This is a genomic window from Sneathiella marina, assembly GCF_023746535.1.
In the GTDB taxonomy this organism is placed as follows: domain Bacteria; phylum Pseudomonadota; class Alphaproteobacteria; order Sneathiellales; family Sneathiellaceae; genus Sneathiella; species Sneathiella marina.
In genome coordinates, this window is record NZ_CP098747.1 from 380,667 (window position 1) to 396,832 (window position 16,166).

At 47.7% G+C, this 16,166-nt stretch carries 14 protein-coding genes and 1 other RNA gene; 6 read left to right on the plus strand and 9 right to left on the minus strand.

What is annotated here, in order from left to right; all coding sequences use genetic code 11:
- The first annotated feature begins 71 nt into the window (after nucleotides 1-71).
- Nucleotides 72-1,457 carry a leucyl aminopeptidase family protein gene (locus tag NBZ79_RS01920; protein ID WP_251934925.1) on the plus strand — a complete coding sequence of 462 codons (1,386 nt, stop codon included), beginning with the start codon at nucleotides 72-74 and terminating at the stop codon, nucleotides 1,455-1,457.
- Here the strand turns inward: NBZ79_RS01920 and NBZ79_RS01925 are convergent.
- The 8 genes from NBZ79_RS01925 to NBZ79_RS01960 form a co-directional block, all read right to left on the minus strand.
- Nucleotides 1,454-2,383, minus strand: a complete 930-nt coding sequence (locus tag NBZ79_RS01925; RefSeq protein WP_251934927.1) for a 2-hydroxyacid dehydrogenase — start codon at nucleotides 2,381-2,383, stop codon at nucleotides 1,454-1,456. The two genes, NBZ79_RS01920 and NBZ79_RS01925, sit on opposite strands and share 4 nt — an antisense overlap.
- 51 nt (nucleotides 2,384-2,434) lie before the next feature.
- Nucleotides 2,435-4,057, minus strand: coding sequence for an ABC transporter ATP-binding protein (locus NBZ79_RS01930; RefSeq protein WP_251934929.1), 1,623 nt, complete (start codon nucleotides 4,055-4,057; stop codon nucleotides 2,435-2,437).
- Nucleotides 4,057-5,082, minus strand: a complete 1,026-nt coding sequence (locus NBZ79_RS01935) for an ABC transporter permease (protein WP_251934930.1) — start codon at nucleotides 5,080-5,082, stop codon at nucleotides 4,057-4,059. Before NBZ79_RS01935 ends, NBZ79_RS01930 begins: the two co-directional genes overlap by 1 nt.
- Before the next feature lie 2 nt (nucleotides 5,083-5,084).
- Nucleotides 5,085-6,188: a microcin C ABC transporter permease YejB gene (locus NBZ79_RS01940; protein WP_251934932.1), complete on the minus strand. Its 1,104-nt coding sequence runs from the start codon at nucleotides 6,186-6,188 to the stop codon at nucleotides 5,085-5,087.
- Between the two features lie 29 nt (nucleotides 6,189-6,217).
- On the minus strand, nucleotides 6,218-8,068 hold the full coding sequence (locus tag NBZ79_RS01945) for an extracellular solute-binding protein (protein ID WP_251934934.1): 1,851 nt from the start codon (nucleotides 8,066-8,068) through the stop codon (nucleotides 6,218-6,220).
- A 25-nt stretch (nucleotides 8,069-8,093) separates the two neighbouring features.
- Entirely contained in the window at nucleotides 8,094-9,944 is a 1,851-nt protein-coding gene (locus NBZ79_RS01950; RefSeq protein ID WP_251934935.1) for an extracellular solute-binding protein, read from the minus strand.
- 100 nt (nucleotides 9,945-10,044) lie between these two features.
- Nucleotides 10,045-10,818, minus strand: coding sequence for a histidinol-phosphatase (hisN, locus tag NBZ79_RS01955; protein WP_251934937.1), 774 nt, complete (start codon nucleotides 10,816-10,818; stop codon nucleotides 10,045-10,047).
- 18 nt (nucleotides 10,819-10,836) lie between these two features.
- The gene (locus NBZ79_RS01960; RefSeq protein WP_251934939.1) at nucleotides 10,837-11,382 is read right to left on the minus strand and encodes a c-type cytochrome; all 546 of its coding nucleotides are present in this window, start codon (nucleotides 11,380-11,382) and stop codon (nucleotides 10,837-10,839) included.
- A gap of 207 nt (nucleotides 11,383-11,589) precedes the next feature.
- Between NBZ79_RS01960 and NBZ79_RS01965 the strand changes: the two genes are divergently transcribed.
- The 4 genes from NBZ79_RS01965 (at nucleotide 11,590) to NBZ79_RS01980 (ending at nucleotide 14,910) form a co-directional block, all read left to right on the plus strand.
- Nucleotides 11,590-12,300 carry a 3-deoxy-manno-octulosonate cytidylyltransferase gene (locus NBZ79_RS01965; RefSeq protein ID WP_476749698.1) on the plus strand — a complete coding sequence of 237 codons (711 nt, stop codon included), beginning with the start codon at nucleotides 11,590-11,592 and terminating at the stop codon, nucleotides 12,298-12,300.
- Between the two features lie 27 nt (nucleotides 12,301-12,327).
- Nucleotides 12,328-13,188 (plus strand): prephenate dehydratase, encoded by an 861-nt coding sequence (locus NBZ79_RS01970; protein WP_251934941.1) that lies wholly within the window; start codon nucleotides 12,328-12,330, stop codon nucleotides 13,186-13,188.
- A 79-nt stretch (nucleotides 13,189-13,267) separates the two neighbouring features.
- Nucleotides 13,268-13,849 carry a queuosine precursor transporter gene (locus NBZ79_RS01975; RefSeq protein ID WP_251934942.1) on the plus strand — a complete coding sequence of 194 codons (582 nt, stop codon included), beginning with the start codon at nucleotides 13,268-13,270 and terminating at the stop codon, nucleotides 13,847-13,849.
- Between the two features lie 203 nt (nucleotides 13,850-14,052).
- Entirely contained in the window at nucleotides 14,053-14,910 is an 858-nt protein-coding gene (locus tag NBZ79_RS01980; protein WP_251934944.1) for a DMT family transporter, read from the plus strand.
- Nucleotides 14,911-14,924: 14 nt separating this feature from the next.
- Here NBZ79_RS01980 and nudC read toward each other — a convergent pair whose 3' ends face one another.
- Complete coding sequence (gene nudC, locus NBZ79_RS01985) at nucleotides 14,925-15,842, minus strand: NAD(+) diphosphatase (protein WP_251934946.1); 918 nt, start codon at nucleotides 15,840-15,842, stop codon at nucleotides 14,925-14,927.
- Between the two features lie 133 nt (nucleotides 15,843-15,975).
- Here nudC and ffs point away from each other — a divergent pair.
- Nucleotides 15,976-16,071: signal recognition particle sRNA small type (gene ffs / locus NBZ79_RS01990), an RNA gene on the plus strand.
- Nucleotides 16,072-16,166: the final 95 nt, after the last annotated feature.

The window sequence follows — 16,166 nt, forward strand, 5'->3', positions numbered from 1 at the left end:
AAGAGCCGTTAATACGGGTTGTATGGGCTAGAGGGCTTTGTTACTGTCCTTTTAATTCGAGGAGAAGCCCCGTGACCCCCAATATTGTATCTGCCGCAAACACAGAAACCCATCCAATTTTTGTCGTCGAGAAGTCTCAGTTTGATGACTGGCTAATCAGCCAACCAGAGCAATGGCAAAACTGGATCAAATCACAAGGCTTTGAGGCTGAAGGCGGCCGACATTTACTGCTGCCAAATGAAACATCCCAGTTTAGCTCCGTTTTGTACATTCGAAGTAAAGAGCTTTCAATCTGGTCTCTGGCGGATCTATCAATGAAATTGCCAAAAGGGACTTATGCTCTCGAGGCAGAAATATCCCCGAAACAGGCAACTGACATCGCCATTGGCTGGTCTTTGGGAACATATGTGTTTGATCGATATAAAGAGAGTAAAGCTGAGCCCGCCCAATTGGTCCTACCTTCCGGTGCAGATGCAGCATTGGTCCAGCGGACAGTTAAGGCGACATATCTTGTCCGGGATTTAATCAATATACCGGCGGCAGATATGGGGCCATCTGCACTTGAGGCCGCAGCTTCACAAATCGCTGGCGAATTTGAAGCAAGACAAGGCAATATTGTTGGAAGTGATCTCATAACCTATCATTATCCCATGGTACATGCCGTTGGTCGGGCAGCTGCGGATCCGCCGCGTGTCATTGATATCACTTGGGGAAACCCGGATGCTCCAAAAGTGACTCTTGTCGGGAAGGGGGTCTGTTTCGATACAGGAGGCCTGGATATCAAACCCTCCGCGGGTATGTTGATGATGAAAAAAGATATGGGTGGTGCAGCGACGGTTCTCGGTTTGGCACATATGATCATGGATGCCGCGCTACCTGTGCGCCTGCGGGTTCTGATCCCGGCGGTTGAAAACTCAATTTCTGGGAATGCTTATCGACCGGGCGATGTCCTAACGAGCCGAAACGGAAAAACCGTTGAAATTGGAAACACAGATGCGGAAGGAAGGCTTGTTTTAGCGGATGCATTAACGGCAGCAGATGATGATGAGCCAGATTTACTTATTGATATGGCGACATTGACCGGAGCAGCGAGGGTTGCGGTAGGGACGGAAATTTCTGCAACTTTTACGGATGATGATGAGTTGTTTGCCGCTTTGGCAGCCCATGCCGAAATTGAGGCGGATCCGGTTTGGAGGCTTCCACTTTGGGACGGATATCGACATTTAATCGACAGTAAAATTGCCGATATAAATAACGCCGGGTCGAGCTCTTTCGGTGGTGCGATAACAGCTGGGTTGTTCCTGAAGGAATTTGTCGAAAAGAGCAAGAGCTGGGTTCATTTTGATATCATGGCCTACAATTCACGCAGCAGGCCCGGCCGCCCGATTGGCGGTGAAGCCTTTGCCCTGCGTGCTCTGTATGCAATGATTAGCGCGCGATATTCAGTTGCACCCTAATAGCCTTTATCCACATCAACAGCATAGAGAAGTTCTTCTCCATTCTGAGTACGAATGATATTTTGAGCCACTAGTTTTGCCACGCTTTCAGGGTCCGAAATACTTGCCACATGAGGGGTAATCCGGATTTTTGGATGTTCCCAAAACGGATGCTCCTCTGGAAGGGGTTCTATACGGAACACATCAAGGGTGGCTGCGGAAAGATGGTCGCTATTTAATGCCGCAATTAAGTCTTCGTCGACCACATGAGGCCCCCTTCCGGCGTTGATAATGCTCGCCCCTTTGGGCAGCTTTGCGAAAAGATCTGCATTGAGGAAATCTGTCGTAGCGGCTGTCAGGGGCAACAGGCAGACGAGAATTTCCGTGCGTGCCAGAAACGCATCCAGCTGATCTTTGCCAAAAAAGCTGGTAACGCCATCGATTTTCTTTTCAGATCTACTCCAACCCGCAACATCAAAGTTAAGGGCTGTTAGTGCGCTTGCTGCGTCACCACCAAGTTCTCCCATTCCCAAAATTCCAACTTTTCGGTCGGACGCAAAGGGGGCGAATTCTTCTTTCCATATCTTCTGCTGCTGATTATTGTCATAGATAATTTCGAAACGATGATGATTGAGGACATGCTGCACAACATATTCTGTCATCCGTCCGGTTAAATTCGGATCGACAACTCGGGAAAACGGCAAATGGCGCGGAAAATCCGGATCTGACAGAAGATGATCAACGCCAGCCCCTAAAGAATAAACAGCCTGCAGGTTATTGAACGTGGCCAACTCACCATGGGGCATCTTCCAGCATAGGGCATATTTGATATCATCCCGATCTCCGATGTCGGGCCAAATACGAACTTCCAGATCCGGAATATATTTATTTAATTCGCGTCGCCACCAGTCGGCTCGATCAACGTTACTTTTGAACAGCAAAGCCATTTTTTGCCTCCAGCCTCTTATTGGGGATGTTTACTTATAAAGAATGAGTGATTACGTACTAAGAATATTGCTGCCGGCCGTTTCCAAATCAAACGCCGCCTTCATCAATGCTTTTGTATAGTCTGTCTGCGGGTTGTCAAAGATTTGTTTAGAATGGCCCTGCTCAACGATTTTGCCATGACGCATGACGATGACACTATCCGCCAGCGCGCGAACAACTTTAAGGTCGTGGCTGATAAATAGATAGGTAAGGTTATGGCGGTTTTGCAAATCGCGCAGCAAATCAACGATCTGGGCTTGTACAGACATATCAAGTGCAGAAGTCGGTTCGTCGAGAACAATAAATTTTGGTTTCAGGATCAGGGCGCGTGCGATGGCAATACGCTGACGTTGGCCACCTGAAAACTCATGTGGATATCTATCCTGGGCTTCGGGTGGAATACCAACTTCCTTTAGAATGTCGGAAATCCGTTCCCGGCGTTCTAATGGATCGCCCCGACCTTCATGAACCGTTAGCCCTTCTTCAATAATCTGGGCGACTGACAAGCGCGGACTTAGGCTGGAATAGGGATCCTGAAAAACAATCTGAATTTCAGATCGCAGAGGACGCAATGTTTTCCATTTGGCGTTCTGAATAGACTGCCCTTCAAACAAGATATCTCCTTTAGAGGAGATTAACCGCAAAAGAGCCAATCCGAGGGTAGATTTACCTGACCCGCTTTCTCCGACAACACCGACGGTATGCCCCTGTTTTACAGATACTGAAATATCATCAACAGCACGAACATAATCAATGGTACGCTTGAAAAACCCGGCCTTTATCGGAAAATAAACTTTCAGATTTCGGCCACCCATAATTTCGGGTAGCGCTTCATTCTTCGGTACGGGCAGACCCTTTGGTTCAGCCTCAAGCAGCATTCGTGTATATTCATGCTGCGGATTGGAAAATAGCTGTTCCGCGTTATTGGCCTCGACAATTTCGCCGTCTGTCATAACACAAACATTTTTGGCCATCTTGCGGACAATTCCCAGATCATGGGTAATGAGCAATATGGCCATTCCCAGACGGTCCTGGAGTTCCAATAACAATTCGAGAATTTGCGCCTGGATTGTTACGTCCAAAGCCGTTGTCGGTTCATCAGCAATCAATAAATCCGGCTCATTGGCCAATGCCATTGCAATCATGACACGCTGACGCTGGCCACCGGATAATTCATGGGGAAACGCGTTCAATCGCTCGTCAATAGCGTCCAGGCCCACGAGCTCCAGCAATTCGCGGACGCGTGCAGCAGCGGCGGCGGGCTTCATCCCTTTATGCACCAGCAAGGTTTCGTTTATCTGCTTCTCAATTGTGTGCAAAGGGTTCAACGATGTCATTGGCTCCTGGAAAATCATGGAAATATTTTTCCCTCTGATTTTCCGCATGTCCTTTTTCGCTTTCCCAACGACTTCCATGCCATCGACAATTATGGATCCTTTTGGGTGCTTCGCAAGGGGGTAGGGGAGCAATTGCAATAGGCTGAGGGCGGTAACCGACTTACCAGAACCGCTTTCACCAACAAGCGCTAACGTCTCCCCTTTTTCAATTGAGAAAGAAACACCCTTAACCGCTGGGACATCAACGCCGTCCGTTTTAAATGTGACCCAAAGATCCTGTACGTCTATGAGTGCCATTATTGAAAGGTCTTTCTGGGATCAAAGGCATCGCGGATGCCCTCTTGCATAAAGAAAGCAAGTGTCAACATGATAGAAAGGGTGAGAAAAGCGGTGATTCCCAGCCATGGAGCTTGGAGGTTTGCCTTGCCTTGGGCGAGCAGTTCGCCAAGCGAGGCGGAGCCCGGTGGAAGGCCAAGCCCCAGAAAATCGAGAGATGTCAAACTGACAATGGAACCGGTCAGAATGAAAGGCAAAAAAGTAAGAGCTGAAACCATGGAATTGGGCAGGAGATGCTTGAACATTATTACGCTATCACGAACACCTAAAGCGCGAGCCGCCCGAACATAGTCAAAATTCCGAGATCGCAAAAACTCTGCCCGGACAACACCGACGAGACTTGGCCAGCTAAAAAGTAACAGGAGAACCAACAGAATGACAAATGTTGGTTCGATAAGTGAGGCGAGAATTATCAGAATATATAAACTTGGCATACCGCCCCAGATCTCTAAAAGCCGTTGAAAAATCAGGTCAGTCCAGCCTCCAAAATATCCTTGTACGGCCCCTGCACTGACACCGATTAAGGAGCTGAAAATGGTGAGGATTAGACCGAAGGCGACCGATATACGATACCCGTATATTACGCGCGCAAGAACGTCCCGTCCCTGATCGTCAGTTCCGAGCCAGTTTTCTGAATCAGGCGGGGAGGGGGCAGGTGATTTCAAGTCATAATTGATCGTCGTGTAGCTATATCGGATCGGTGGCCATATTTGCCAGCCATCTTCTTCGATGAGTTCCGCCACGAAAGGATCCCGATAATCCGTTGCGGTTTCAAAATCTCCGCCGAAATCTGTCTCCGGATAGGTGACAAAAGTCGGGAAATAAAATTGGTCTTTGTAGGAAACCAGTAAGGGCTTGTCGTTGGCAATGAACTCGGCGAAAAGCGAAAGTACGAAAAGACCGACGAAGAAGATCATCGACCAGTAACCGCGCCTATTGGCTTTAAAATTCTGATATCGGCGGCGATTTATGGCGGATAAGCTCACCTTTATGCCTCCCGTGCTTCAAAATCGATGCGAGGGTCTATCAAGGTGTAAGTCAAATCACCGATAAGGTTCATAATGAGACCCAGCAGCGCAAATACATAGACAGTCGCGAATATGACGGGATAGTCGCGATTGATGGCGGCTTCAAATCCCAGCAAGCCAAGGCCGTCGAGACTGAAAATAACCTCGATTAGCAATGAGCCAGTGAATAAAATGCCAATGAAGGCGCTAGGAAATCCAGCGATAACGATAAGCATGGCATTGCGAAAGACATGGCCATAAAGGACCCTGTTTTCGCTTAGTCCTTTTGCGCGTGCCGTTAAGACATATTGCTGGCTGATTTGATCGAGAAAAGAATTCTTGGTAAGTTGTGTAAGAGCGGCGAAACCGCCAATAACCATTGCCGCAACGGGGAGAGTAATATGCCAGAGATAATCGGTTACTTTTCCAAATAAACTCATTTGGTCCCAGTTCTCGGACGTTAAACCACGTAAGGGGAACCAGTCCCAATAGGAACCGCCCGCGAATAAAACAATCAATGCAACAGCGAACAGAAAACTAGGAATGGCATTTCCAATTATGACCAGTGAACTGGTCCATACATCAAATCGGGAGCCATCACGAACGGCCTTCGCGACCCCTAACGGAATTGAAATCATATAAACCAGAAGTGTCGTCCAAAGCCCCAGAGAAATGGATACAGGGAGTTTTTCAATGACAAGGTTCACAACGGATTCATCGCGGAAATAGCTGGTGCCAAAATCAAACACCAGATAATTCTTCATCATCAGGAAGAAACGCTCATAAGCTGGTTTGTCGAAACCGAACTGGACTTCCAATTCCTTGATAAATTCCGGGTCCAGGCCTTGCGCTCCTCGATAGGAGCTTTCTCCCCCCAAGCTGGTGGTGGCAGTGCCGCCTGCCGCATCACCGCTCGCACTACCGCCAATACGCGAGGTGGCGCCGACTGCTGTGCCTTGAATTTCAGCAATAATTTGTTCGATCGGGCCGCCAGGGGCAAATTGTATAACAACGAAATTGAGGACCATGATGCCGAAAAGGGTCGGGATCATGAGTAACAAGCGTCTCAGTATATAGGCAAACAAAAACTATCCCCTCTTGCCCATGACAAGGCTTACTTTCCCCGGCGCTCCGCCAGATCTTTGGCTTTCACAGGATCATACCACCAGCTGTGCAGAACCGCACGATCAAAACCGGGTTTTTTGGCATCTGGTCGACCGAATTTATCCCAATAAGCTATAAAGTTTGTGTTTTTGTACCATTGCGGGATGAAATAATAGTTCCACATCAAAACGCGATCTAACGCGCGCGCTGCCGCCGTCAGGTCTTCTCGTGATTTAGCTTGGATAATTTTTTCAACCAGGCTGTCAATTGCAGGGTTTTTGGCTCCGGCAATGTTTAGACCACCATCTATGTCTGCTGACGTCGAACTCCACCAATCCCGTTGTTCAACACCTGGAATCTGCGGCTGTGGAAATCGCCGGACGATTATATCAAAATCAAATGAACGCATGCGGTTTTGCCAGCTGGCGGAATCGATAACACGAACAGAGGCGTCTATACCCAATCGCCGAAGGTTTTTTACATAGGGGTTAATTATTCGGGTGAATGACTGTTCGTACAACAGAAATTCAGCTGTCATCTGGCTTCCAGATTGATCCACCAGCTTTTTATTTTCCAGGGTCCAGCCGGCAGCTTTGAAAAGACCAAGTGCTTCTCTAATCTGCGGACGAATATTCCCAGATCCATTTGTCTTGGAAGGTGAAAATTCGGCAAGGAAAATGTCCGCTGGAAGGGTTTCACGCCAAGGATCGAGGAGATTCAGTTCAGCTTCCGAAGGCAATCCCGTCGCTTTCATGTCCGAATTTTCGAAAACCGAGCCCAATCGATCATATAACCCATAGAATAAGTTCGTATTCGTCCATTCAAAATCAAACAGAAGATCAAAGGCCTTGCGAACTCGAACATCCTCAAACGGCGCACGTCGTGTATTCATGAAAAATGCTTGCAACCCCGTCAAAGACGAATTTTGCAAGGTATCTCGTAATATATACCCTGCGCGGACAGCAGGTTTGTTTTCATATTCTGTCGCCCAACTCCGCGATGTGAACTCTTCTCTAAAATCATACTCGCCGGCAAAGAAGGCTTCCAAAGCGATTGTTCTGTCACGATAGTAGTCCACGTGAATGCTGCCAAAATTATAGCGTCCCTTATGAACGGGCAGGTTCTCTGCCCAGTGATTTTTTATCCTCTTATAAGTGATGGATCGACCAGGGCTGACTTTCGCAACTTTGTAGGGCCCCGATCCCATAAGCGGATCCATACTTGTCACACCGAACTTTCGATCCTTAAACGACGCTTTGGAGAGAATCGGCATCACGGCGATTTGCCGGGGTAAATCTCTGGTCAGCGCGTCTTCCCTAAAATTAAAGCGGATTTTAAGGGGAGATAGAATTGTAGTGTCCATAATATCGCGATACTGAAATCGATAGCGAGGATGGCCTTCCGTTTTCAATGTCTCGAAAGTAAAAGCCACATCCTCTGCTGTGATCGGACTATCGTCATGAAAACGGGCGGTCGATCTCAAGCTGAATTCAACCCATCGGCCTTTTTCGTCAACTGTCGCGGATTCCGCCAAAAGGCCGTAGACCGCATCCGGCTCATCAAGAGACCGGGTCATCAATTGTGTGAAAGTATATTCAGTCTTACCGCCAATATCTCCATTGACGATGCCGACTTTTCCTTTAAGTAAAAAGGGATTGAGGCTATCGAAACTATCGATGTCCCGCAGCTTTATGGCACCACCTTTCGGAGCATCAGGGTTTACATAATCGAAATGTTTAAAATCAGCCTTGTATTTTAAATCACCGAAAGCAGACAGGCCATATTGCGGAACAGGTTCAGCCAGGCTATAGGTGGCAAACACCACCCCAACAATCAGGGCTTGGAAGAATGTAGCTTTCAAGAAATACGCTCCAATCGTGATTCCCCTAATTTCCCTGTCTCAGATTGCGCAGCCCTTCTTCCAGTTTTGCTTCCTTTTCAGGGTCAATCCACCAACTGAGAATATCTGTTCCCTGTGATGGGTTGATATCAGAATGGCCAAATTTATTCCAATAGGCAATGCGATCATAGGCGGCATGGAACTGCGGAATAACAAAGAAATTCCAGGTAAGTACCCGATCAAGGGCATGAACGGCTGGTTTCAAATCTTCATAAGTCGGAGCAGCAATGAGATTTTCAATTAACGCATCGATTACTGGATCATCAATGCCCATCAAATTCCGGCTACCCTGCCGCTTGCCTGCTGCGGAACCCCAGAATTCCCGTTGCTCATTTCCAGGACTGATGGATTGTCCAAATCCACTTGTTGCCATATCAAAATCATAATTCCGTAGACGTTCGGTATATTGTGCCGTGTCAACAACCCTGGATGAGGCATCTATGCCCAACCGTTTCAGGTTTTTAATAAACGGGCCGGTAATTCTCAGGCTGTTTGCATCATACATCAGGAATTCGATGGTTAGCGGCTGGCTTGTTTTCGGGTCAATCAGCTTGCCATTTTTAACTTCCCAGCCTGCTTCAGCCAAAATTTTCTTGGCGGTTCGAAGCGGGCTTCTATCCCGGCCCGTTCCGTCGCTAACCGGAGCCTTATACGCTTCGCCAAAGACACGTGCAGGAAGCTGATCACGAAAAGGTTCAAGTATCGCCAATTCCTTCTCACTCGGCAGGCCGGTTGCCGCCATCACTGAATTTTGAAAATAGCTGCTGGTTCGTGAATATTGATCGTAGAAGATGTTCTTGTTCAGCCATTCAAAATCAAAAACATAACCCAGTGCTTCGCGAAGTGCGGGATCCTGAAATTTTTCCCGGCGAAGATTGTAGACATATCCCTGAAGGCCCGCAGATCGATCATTTTCAATTTCTTCTTTTACCACCAGCCCTGCCTTTACAGCTGGAAAATCATAGCCGGTAGCCCAGTTTTTTGCACTATTCTCCGATCGATAGTCATATTCTCCCGCTTTGAAGGCTTCCAGCAACACGGCAGTATCACGGTAAAAATCATACCGAATGGTATCGAAATTGTTTCTGCCTTTGTTAATTGGAATATCGGCGCCCCAATAGTCCGGTACCCGTTCATAGGTGATATATCTATTAGCCTCGAATTCTTTTACCTTATAGGGGCCTGAGCCCAAAATAGGGGAAAGTGTCGTTTCGTCGAAATTGTGGATTTCAAAATATTTCTTTGAAAGGAGTGGAAGAAGCTGTCCAACAATCTGTGGTAATTCACGGTTTGGCGGTCCGGAAAAATGAAATTTTACGCGGTGATCTGCCAGTTTTTCAGCTTTTTCAACATCCGCATAATAGTAGCGAAACAGGGGCGTCCCTTTCTCTTTGACGGCCGCTAAGCTGAAAATAACATCGTCTGCAGTAATGGGTGATCCATCATGAAAACGGGCTTCGGGTCGCATGTTGAATATGGCGAAGCTCAGGTCTTCGGCAACCTCCACGCTTTCTGCGACCAAACCATATTCAGCGCTCGGGTCATCCAGTGATTGTGTAAGCAAAGTTTCAAATGTCAGGCCCAATCCATTGGCAGACTGTCCCTTTGATATATATGGGTTAAGATTATCAAATCCCCCCATTGCTGAAAGTTTGATGTTACCGCCCTTTGGCGCCTCTGGATTGGCGTAGTCAAGATGGGTGAAGTCTGGGCCATATTTAAGTGGTCCCGCAAGGGATAACCCATGGCTTTTTGTGGTTTTTACATCTGCAGCAAAGCTGGGAACGGCAACCGCCATCAGAATAGCAAAGGCGGCGGCAGTCTTTAAAATTCCCATTTATGACCTCACTGTATACAATTTAATTTTGTCTAAACAACAACATGGTAGGTTAACCCTGTGACATCAAGATCAAATTTTGTTTATCAGGAAATCGGATTTAGGCTAAGATTTTGATAATTTGGTTGTGAAGTTCCGTCGTTGCTGCCGCTAAAACATAACCGGGATTGGATATAGTAAGGGGATTTCCCTCCCAATCAGTGATTTTACCGCCTGCATTTTCGATTATTGGAACCAATCCGCAATAGTCATAAGGTTTCATGTCGCAATCGGCAACGATATCGACAAACCCGGTAGATAAAAGCGCATATGCATAACAATCATATCCAAAGCGCTTGCGAAGTGCCTGATCGTACAGCCTTTTGAAACCGTCGCCTTTATCACTATCAAAAAGCTCCGCCCCCCAGGAAAAAAGAGTTGCCTCAGATACGTCTTCGCAGCTCCTCGCTTTGACGACTTCACCATTTAACGTGGTTTTGCCATTCACGCCAATCCATCTTTCGCCGGAAATAACCTGGTCGAGAATACCCAAAATGGGTACGCCGTTTCGGGTCAGGCCGATTAAACAGCCAAAAGTCGGGCAGCCGGAAATGAAGGAAAGGGTGCCGTCAATTGGGTCGAGGACCCAGACATATTCTGCGTCGGTCCGAACCTCCCCATGTTCCTCACCAAAAATGCCATGCTCCGGATATTCAGCTTCAATGATTTCACGCATGGCGGCTTCTGCATTCCGGTCAGCGATCGTCACCGGGCTTGCATCATCTTTGCCAATAATCTCGATTTTTTGACGAAAAAGAGGACGGATCACATCACCGGCCGTATTTGCCAGCCGGTGGGCAAGGTCAATAAATTCCTGAGGGCACTCTTTGGTCATGAGTTCCCCGATACCTGCTTATTCTGCTGGCGGCAGTGGAACATCTTCCTTACCAAGTGAGCGGAGGTAGGCGATTAAATCGGCACGCTCACTAGCTTTTTTAATTCCGGCAAAGGCCATTTTCGTGCCTTTAATATAGGTGCTTGGCTTTTTCAGGAATACATCCAGGTCGTCATATCCCCAGGCGCCACCTTTATCCACAAGCTGGTTTGAATAGGCGAAGCCGTCGACTGCCCCTTTGTCGCGATTTAAAACACCATGAAGATTTGGCCCAATTTTATTGGCGCCGCCTTCTTCTACAGTATGACAAGCTCCGCATTTTCTGAACACTTTCGCGCCTTTCTCAATATCTGCGTCTGCCATCAAGATGCCAAGAGAAGGGCCTGCTGCAACAGCATTGGACGCAATTTCCGAAGCACCAACATTGCCTGTATCAATTGCATAGGCATTGGTTTCCGGATAAGTCGGATGAATGGCGAGCGTCGCCACTTCATTGATGACCATGATGATAAGGGCGCCCGCTAAAACGGCGCCGGCGATTTTATTAAACTCAAAAGTATTCATTGCTGACCTCAGCTATCAAACCTGCCGGTACATTTAACAGTAGCGATAAAAAAAAGCGAGGGGAAATTAACGGCTTTCGTTGTATCAGTGCAAGACGTATATATGCAGCAGCACAGGAAACATAATTTTGTGGCGTGTGTGCAACAATTTGAGGGCGAAAAGAGCGTGACTATTGCAAGCAATCCAATAATCGTCATACCGGCAAGAATGGCATCTACCCGGCTACCTGGGAAACCGTTGGCTGATATAGATGGCAAGCCGATGATTGTACAAGTTCTTCGTCGTGCGGAGGAGGCAGATATCGGTCCGGCTATCGTCGCCTGCGCCGAACCTGAAATTGTTGAGGTGGTGGAAGCCGCTGGCGGCCAGGCAATTTTGACACGGGCAGATCATCCTTCCGGTTCTGACAGAGTATTTGAAGCCATGGAAATTTTTGATCCAGAAGGCCAATATGATGCTGTGGTTAATTTACAAGGAGATTTGCCGGCCCTTGACCCAGGGGCGGTTTCTGCCGTTTTTCAACCGCTTTCTGTGCCAGATGTCGATATTTCTACACTTGTGGCCGAGATAACAGATCCGACAGAGTTAGATGATGAAAGCGCGGTGAAAGCAGTTGTTAGTTTTCCAGAGAACTCCAAGACGGGTCGGGCCATCTGGTTTAGCCGATTTAAGTCACCCTGGGGAATGGGGCCTCATTATCACCATATCGGAATATATGCATATCGTCGCGATGCATTGAAACGCTTTGTCTCATTACCGGTAGCGCCGCTGGAGGCTCGTGAGAAGCTGGAGCAATTGCGGGCATTAGAGGCAGGAATGAGAATCGACGCAGCTCTCGTTGACACCGTGCCCCTTGGTGTTGATACTCCCGGAGATTTAGCGCGTATACGTCAGTTGTTTACCACGTCCTCAAGCTGAGGGCTTTATTGAAACGGAATATTGATCATGTCCGATTTGGACCCTGAAAACTGTATTACCTTCCAAGGCGTGCCAGGTGCCTATGGGCATTTATCCTGTAGCACGGTTTTTCCAGAAATGGAGGCGATTGCATGCGATACCTTTTCAGAGGCGCTAAAGGCCGTTCGTGAAGAGCGTGCAAAACTGGCAATGATTCCGATTGAAAATTCTCTGGGGGGGAGGGTCGCTGATATCCATCATTTGTTACCCGAATCAGGTCTTTATATTATTGGAGAACATTTTCAGCCTGTTCAGCACCAGCTGCTTGGTGTGCCTGGATCAACCCTGTCGGACATCAAAGCTGTCCATAGCCATGAACAGGCTCTATCGCAATGCCGTGGGCTGACCCGCGACCTTGGAATCGAACCTATTATTCATGCTGATACCGCAGGTTCCGCAAAAATGATCGCTGAATTGAGCGATAAAAGCCAGGCGTCGATTGCCTCTAGCCTTGCTGGAGAAATTTATGGCCTGGAAGTGTTGCGCGACCGTGTCGAGGATCGAATCGGCAATACAACGCGCTTTGTTATCATGTCACGACAGAGAAAAGATCCGGACCCCCGGGCCGGCAACTGCATGACCAGTTTTGTGTTTCAGGTGCGGAGTCAACCAGCGGCGCTTTACAAGGCGCTTGGCGGGTTTGCGACCAATGGGATAAATGTTACAAAACTGGAAAGTTATATAACGGATGCAAGTTTTGCGGCTGCGCAATTTTATATTGATATTGAAGGGCATCCTGAAGAAGCGCATGTCGCGCGCGCAATTGAAGAACTTCAATTCTTTTCAGCGAAGCTGAAGATACTCGGTGTCTATCCATTGAATTCATATCGAACGGAATATAGTGCCTGATTTAGGTTGATTTCTGCGGGCCCCGGGCATATAAGCGCTACCGAAATTGCAATGGCTTTGGTCCTAACAGAAATAGAATATGATGTTTCAGAAATATGTAGATGAATTCTCTGCTTTGAACGCTAAGCAGAAAGTTTTCCTTTTCATCGGTGTTATTGCCATGGCGATTGTCGTCACGGCCTCTAATATTCTTGTTGAAATGCCCCTGAATGACTGGTTTACTTGGGGAGCAATTTCTTATCCAATGGCATTTCTGGTTACTGACATTACCAATCGCACCTTAGGCGTAAGATTTGCGCGTGAAGTAGTTAGTGTCGGTTTTATCGCTGCGGTGGTGATGTCCCTTATTCTTGCAGATGCCCGGATCGCCTTGGCTTCCGGAACAGCCTTTTTGGTCGCGCAGTTGCTGGACATAACAATATTCGACAAGTTGCGGCGGCAATCTTGGTGGAAAGCGCCTATTGCCTCTTCCGTCATTGCATCATTTGTGGATACCGTAATTTTCTTTTCACTTGCTTTTGCCGGGACGGGCCTTCCTTGGCATACGTGGGCCATGGGAGATTACGCAGCGAAGCTTATAATGGTTGCTGTTTTGATCTTGCCATTTCGCGGCCTTATTCAAATTACAGATCCTCTCACATTATCACCGGCCTCTCGCTAAAGAGGGCTCCACACTTTTAAACATAAAGTATCTGTGTTAAATTACTGAGACCTATCTATGTGTGGCTAGGGTTCCGCTGAATTGAGGTCTGGTCCGAGCGCCATGTAACGCCGCCAATGGCAGACACCTTAAAGACTAAAAAACTAGGGGGGATAGACGGGTGCGATTTTCTGCGCCCGCAACCTTAAGTTTGAGTGTTTGCCATGAGTCTTCTTGCCTTATTTCTTATTCTTGCTGCGGCCAGTTGCCATGCCATATGGAATTTTCTGGTAAAACGAATTGATGGCGGCCCGGAACTTGTATGGCTGTTTTCCACCTGGACTTGCATAATTTACCTGCCATTGGTTGTGATATTCTGTTGGATAGAACCCCCGGCATTCGGTGTACGAGAGTGGCTGTTTCTTAGCGGAAGTGCCAGCATACACATGGCTTATTTTCTTCTGTTGCAACAAGGGTACAAAAAAGGAGATTTGTCTCTTGTCTATCCGACTGCTCGTGCGACAGGACCGTTTTTATCCATAATCCTGGCCGTTCTGATTTTGGGCGAAACAGTTACGCCGCAAATTATTGTGGGTGGTGTAGCCATAATTATCGGTATATTTTTCTTAACCGGAGGGTTTCGACGAGAGGGAACGAAATTAACAACTTCACTGACCTTCGGCTTGGCCACTGGCGTATTGATCGGAAGTTATACCGCGTGGGATGCTTATTCGGTGACGGTTCTCGCCATTCCACCGCTTATTCTGGACTACGCATCTTCGATTTGCCGAGCTGTCCTTTTATCACCCTATGCGATCACCCGTCGTGCATTGGTCCGGCAACATTGGCGAAATCATAAGATCGCCGTGCTTTGTGTGGCCGTTTTCAATTCTCTGGCCTTTATCCTCTTTCTGATCGCGTTGACATTTACACCACTGGTCTACGCGGCACCTGCACGTGAAGTAAGTGTATTAATTACTGTCATGCTTGGAACCTTATTACTCGGAGAGGGTAATTTCCGGCAACGAATTGCATGGGCGCTATTAATTATGCTCGGGATGGTATTATTAACAACAGGCTGATGATGAAACGCGCTTTAGGCAAGCCATGCCTTCGCCAATTGATGGGCGAGAGACATTTCCGGTGACATTCGAAGGCCGGTGGGATTTGTACTGCTCGCCAGCATTTCTCGAACCTGGTCACGGGTGAACCAACGCGCATCACCAAGTTCACTCGTGTCCACCGTAATATCCTCGCTGATAGCGTCGGCAAAACATCCAATCATTAAGGATGATGGATATGGCCAAGGCTGTGACGCATGATATCGGACATCTGCTACTTTGATACCTGATTCTTCGAACACCTCCCGTCGGACGCCTTGCTCGATGGTTTCGCCAGGCTCAATAAAACCTGCCAAGCAAGAGAAAAAATCCGAGGGGAAATTTATGCCTTGCCCCAATAAGCATTTATCCTCTTTGGTGACCATCATAATGGCGACCGGGTCCGTTCGCGGGAAATGCACGGAGTTGCAAGACGAATCAGAACAGATACGGGAATACCCAAGTTCTTGCGGATGCGTCTTGGCGCCGCATACTGCACAAAATCCGTGCCGGTTATGCCAATCAATCATCGATCTTGCTTGCGCGAGCGCGGCGGCATCTCCTGGTCGCACCTGGGCTGCGACAGACCGTACATCAATAAATTTACCCCAGTCAGATATAGGGGGCTGTTTTGGATTTTCAATCGACGATACATCGATGGCGAAATGACAGGAAAAATCGGCAATTCCAAGAAAAATAAAAGGCGCGCCAGCGTCAATAAACTCTCGAACGTCACTGATGCCGCGCCAATCAATGCAGGCCGGTCCTTGCAAGTCGATTAGGGCTTTTAAGCCGTGTAGAGGTAAAAACCGGCTGCTCGGGTCGCTGAGTTTTTTGGCAAGCCATTCAGGATCAGAACGATGATGTGCAGCCCGGTCCAGCCGGCTGCCTGTAAATACAATAGGTTTTGTCATGGCCGGCAGAGTGTCATATGTTTTCATAGATCGCAATTAGCAAGATAACATTTTGAACAATTGTTCTGATAATAAGTCGTTTTCTAAGAAAAAGGGCTTGCTAATCCGCATAAACTGAATGATATAAGCGGTGGAAGGCTGGCGATGGGCGTGCTCCTCGCGAACCCGGTCAGATCCGGAAGGAAGCAGCCGCAACGAGTTTCGGCGCGGGTCGTTGTCAGTCTTCTTATTTTACTCCTTCTTCAAGATCGTCAATTGGATTATTTGTTCGGTCAATCCCGTTAATGCTTTGATATTGTCGCCCGGTCTCTGGTAAGATCATCC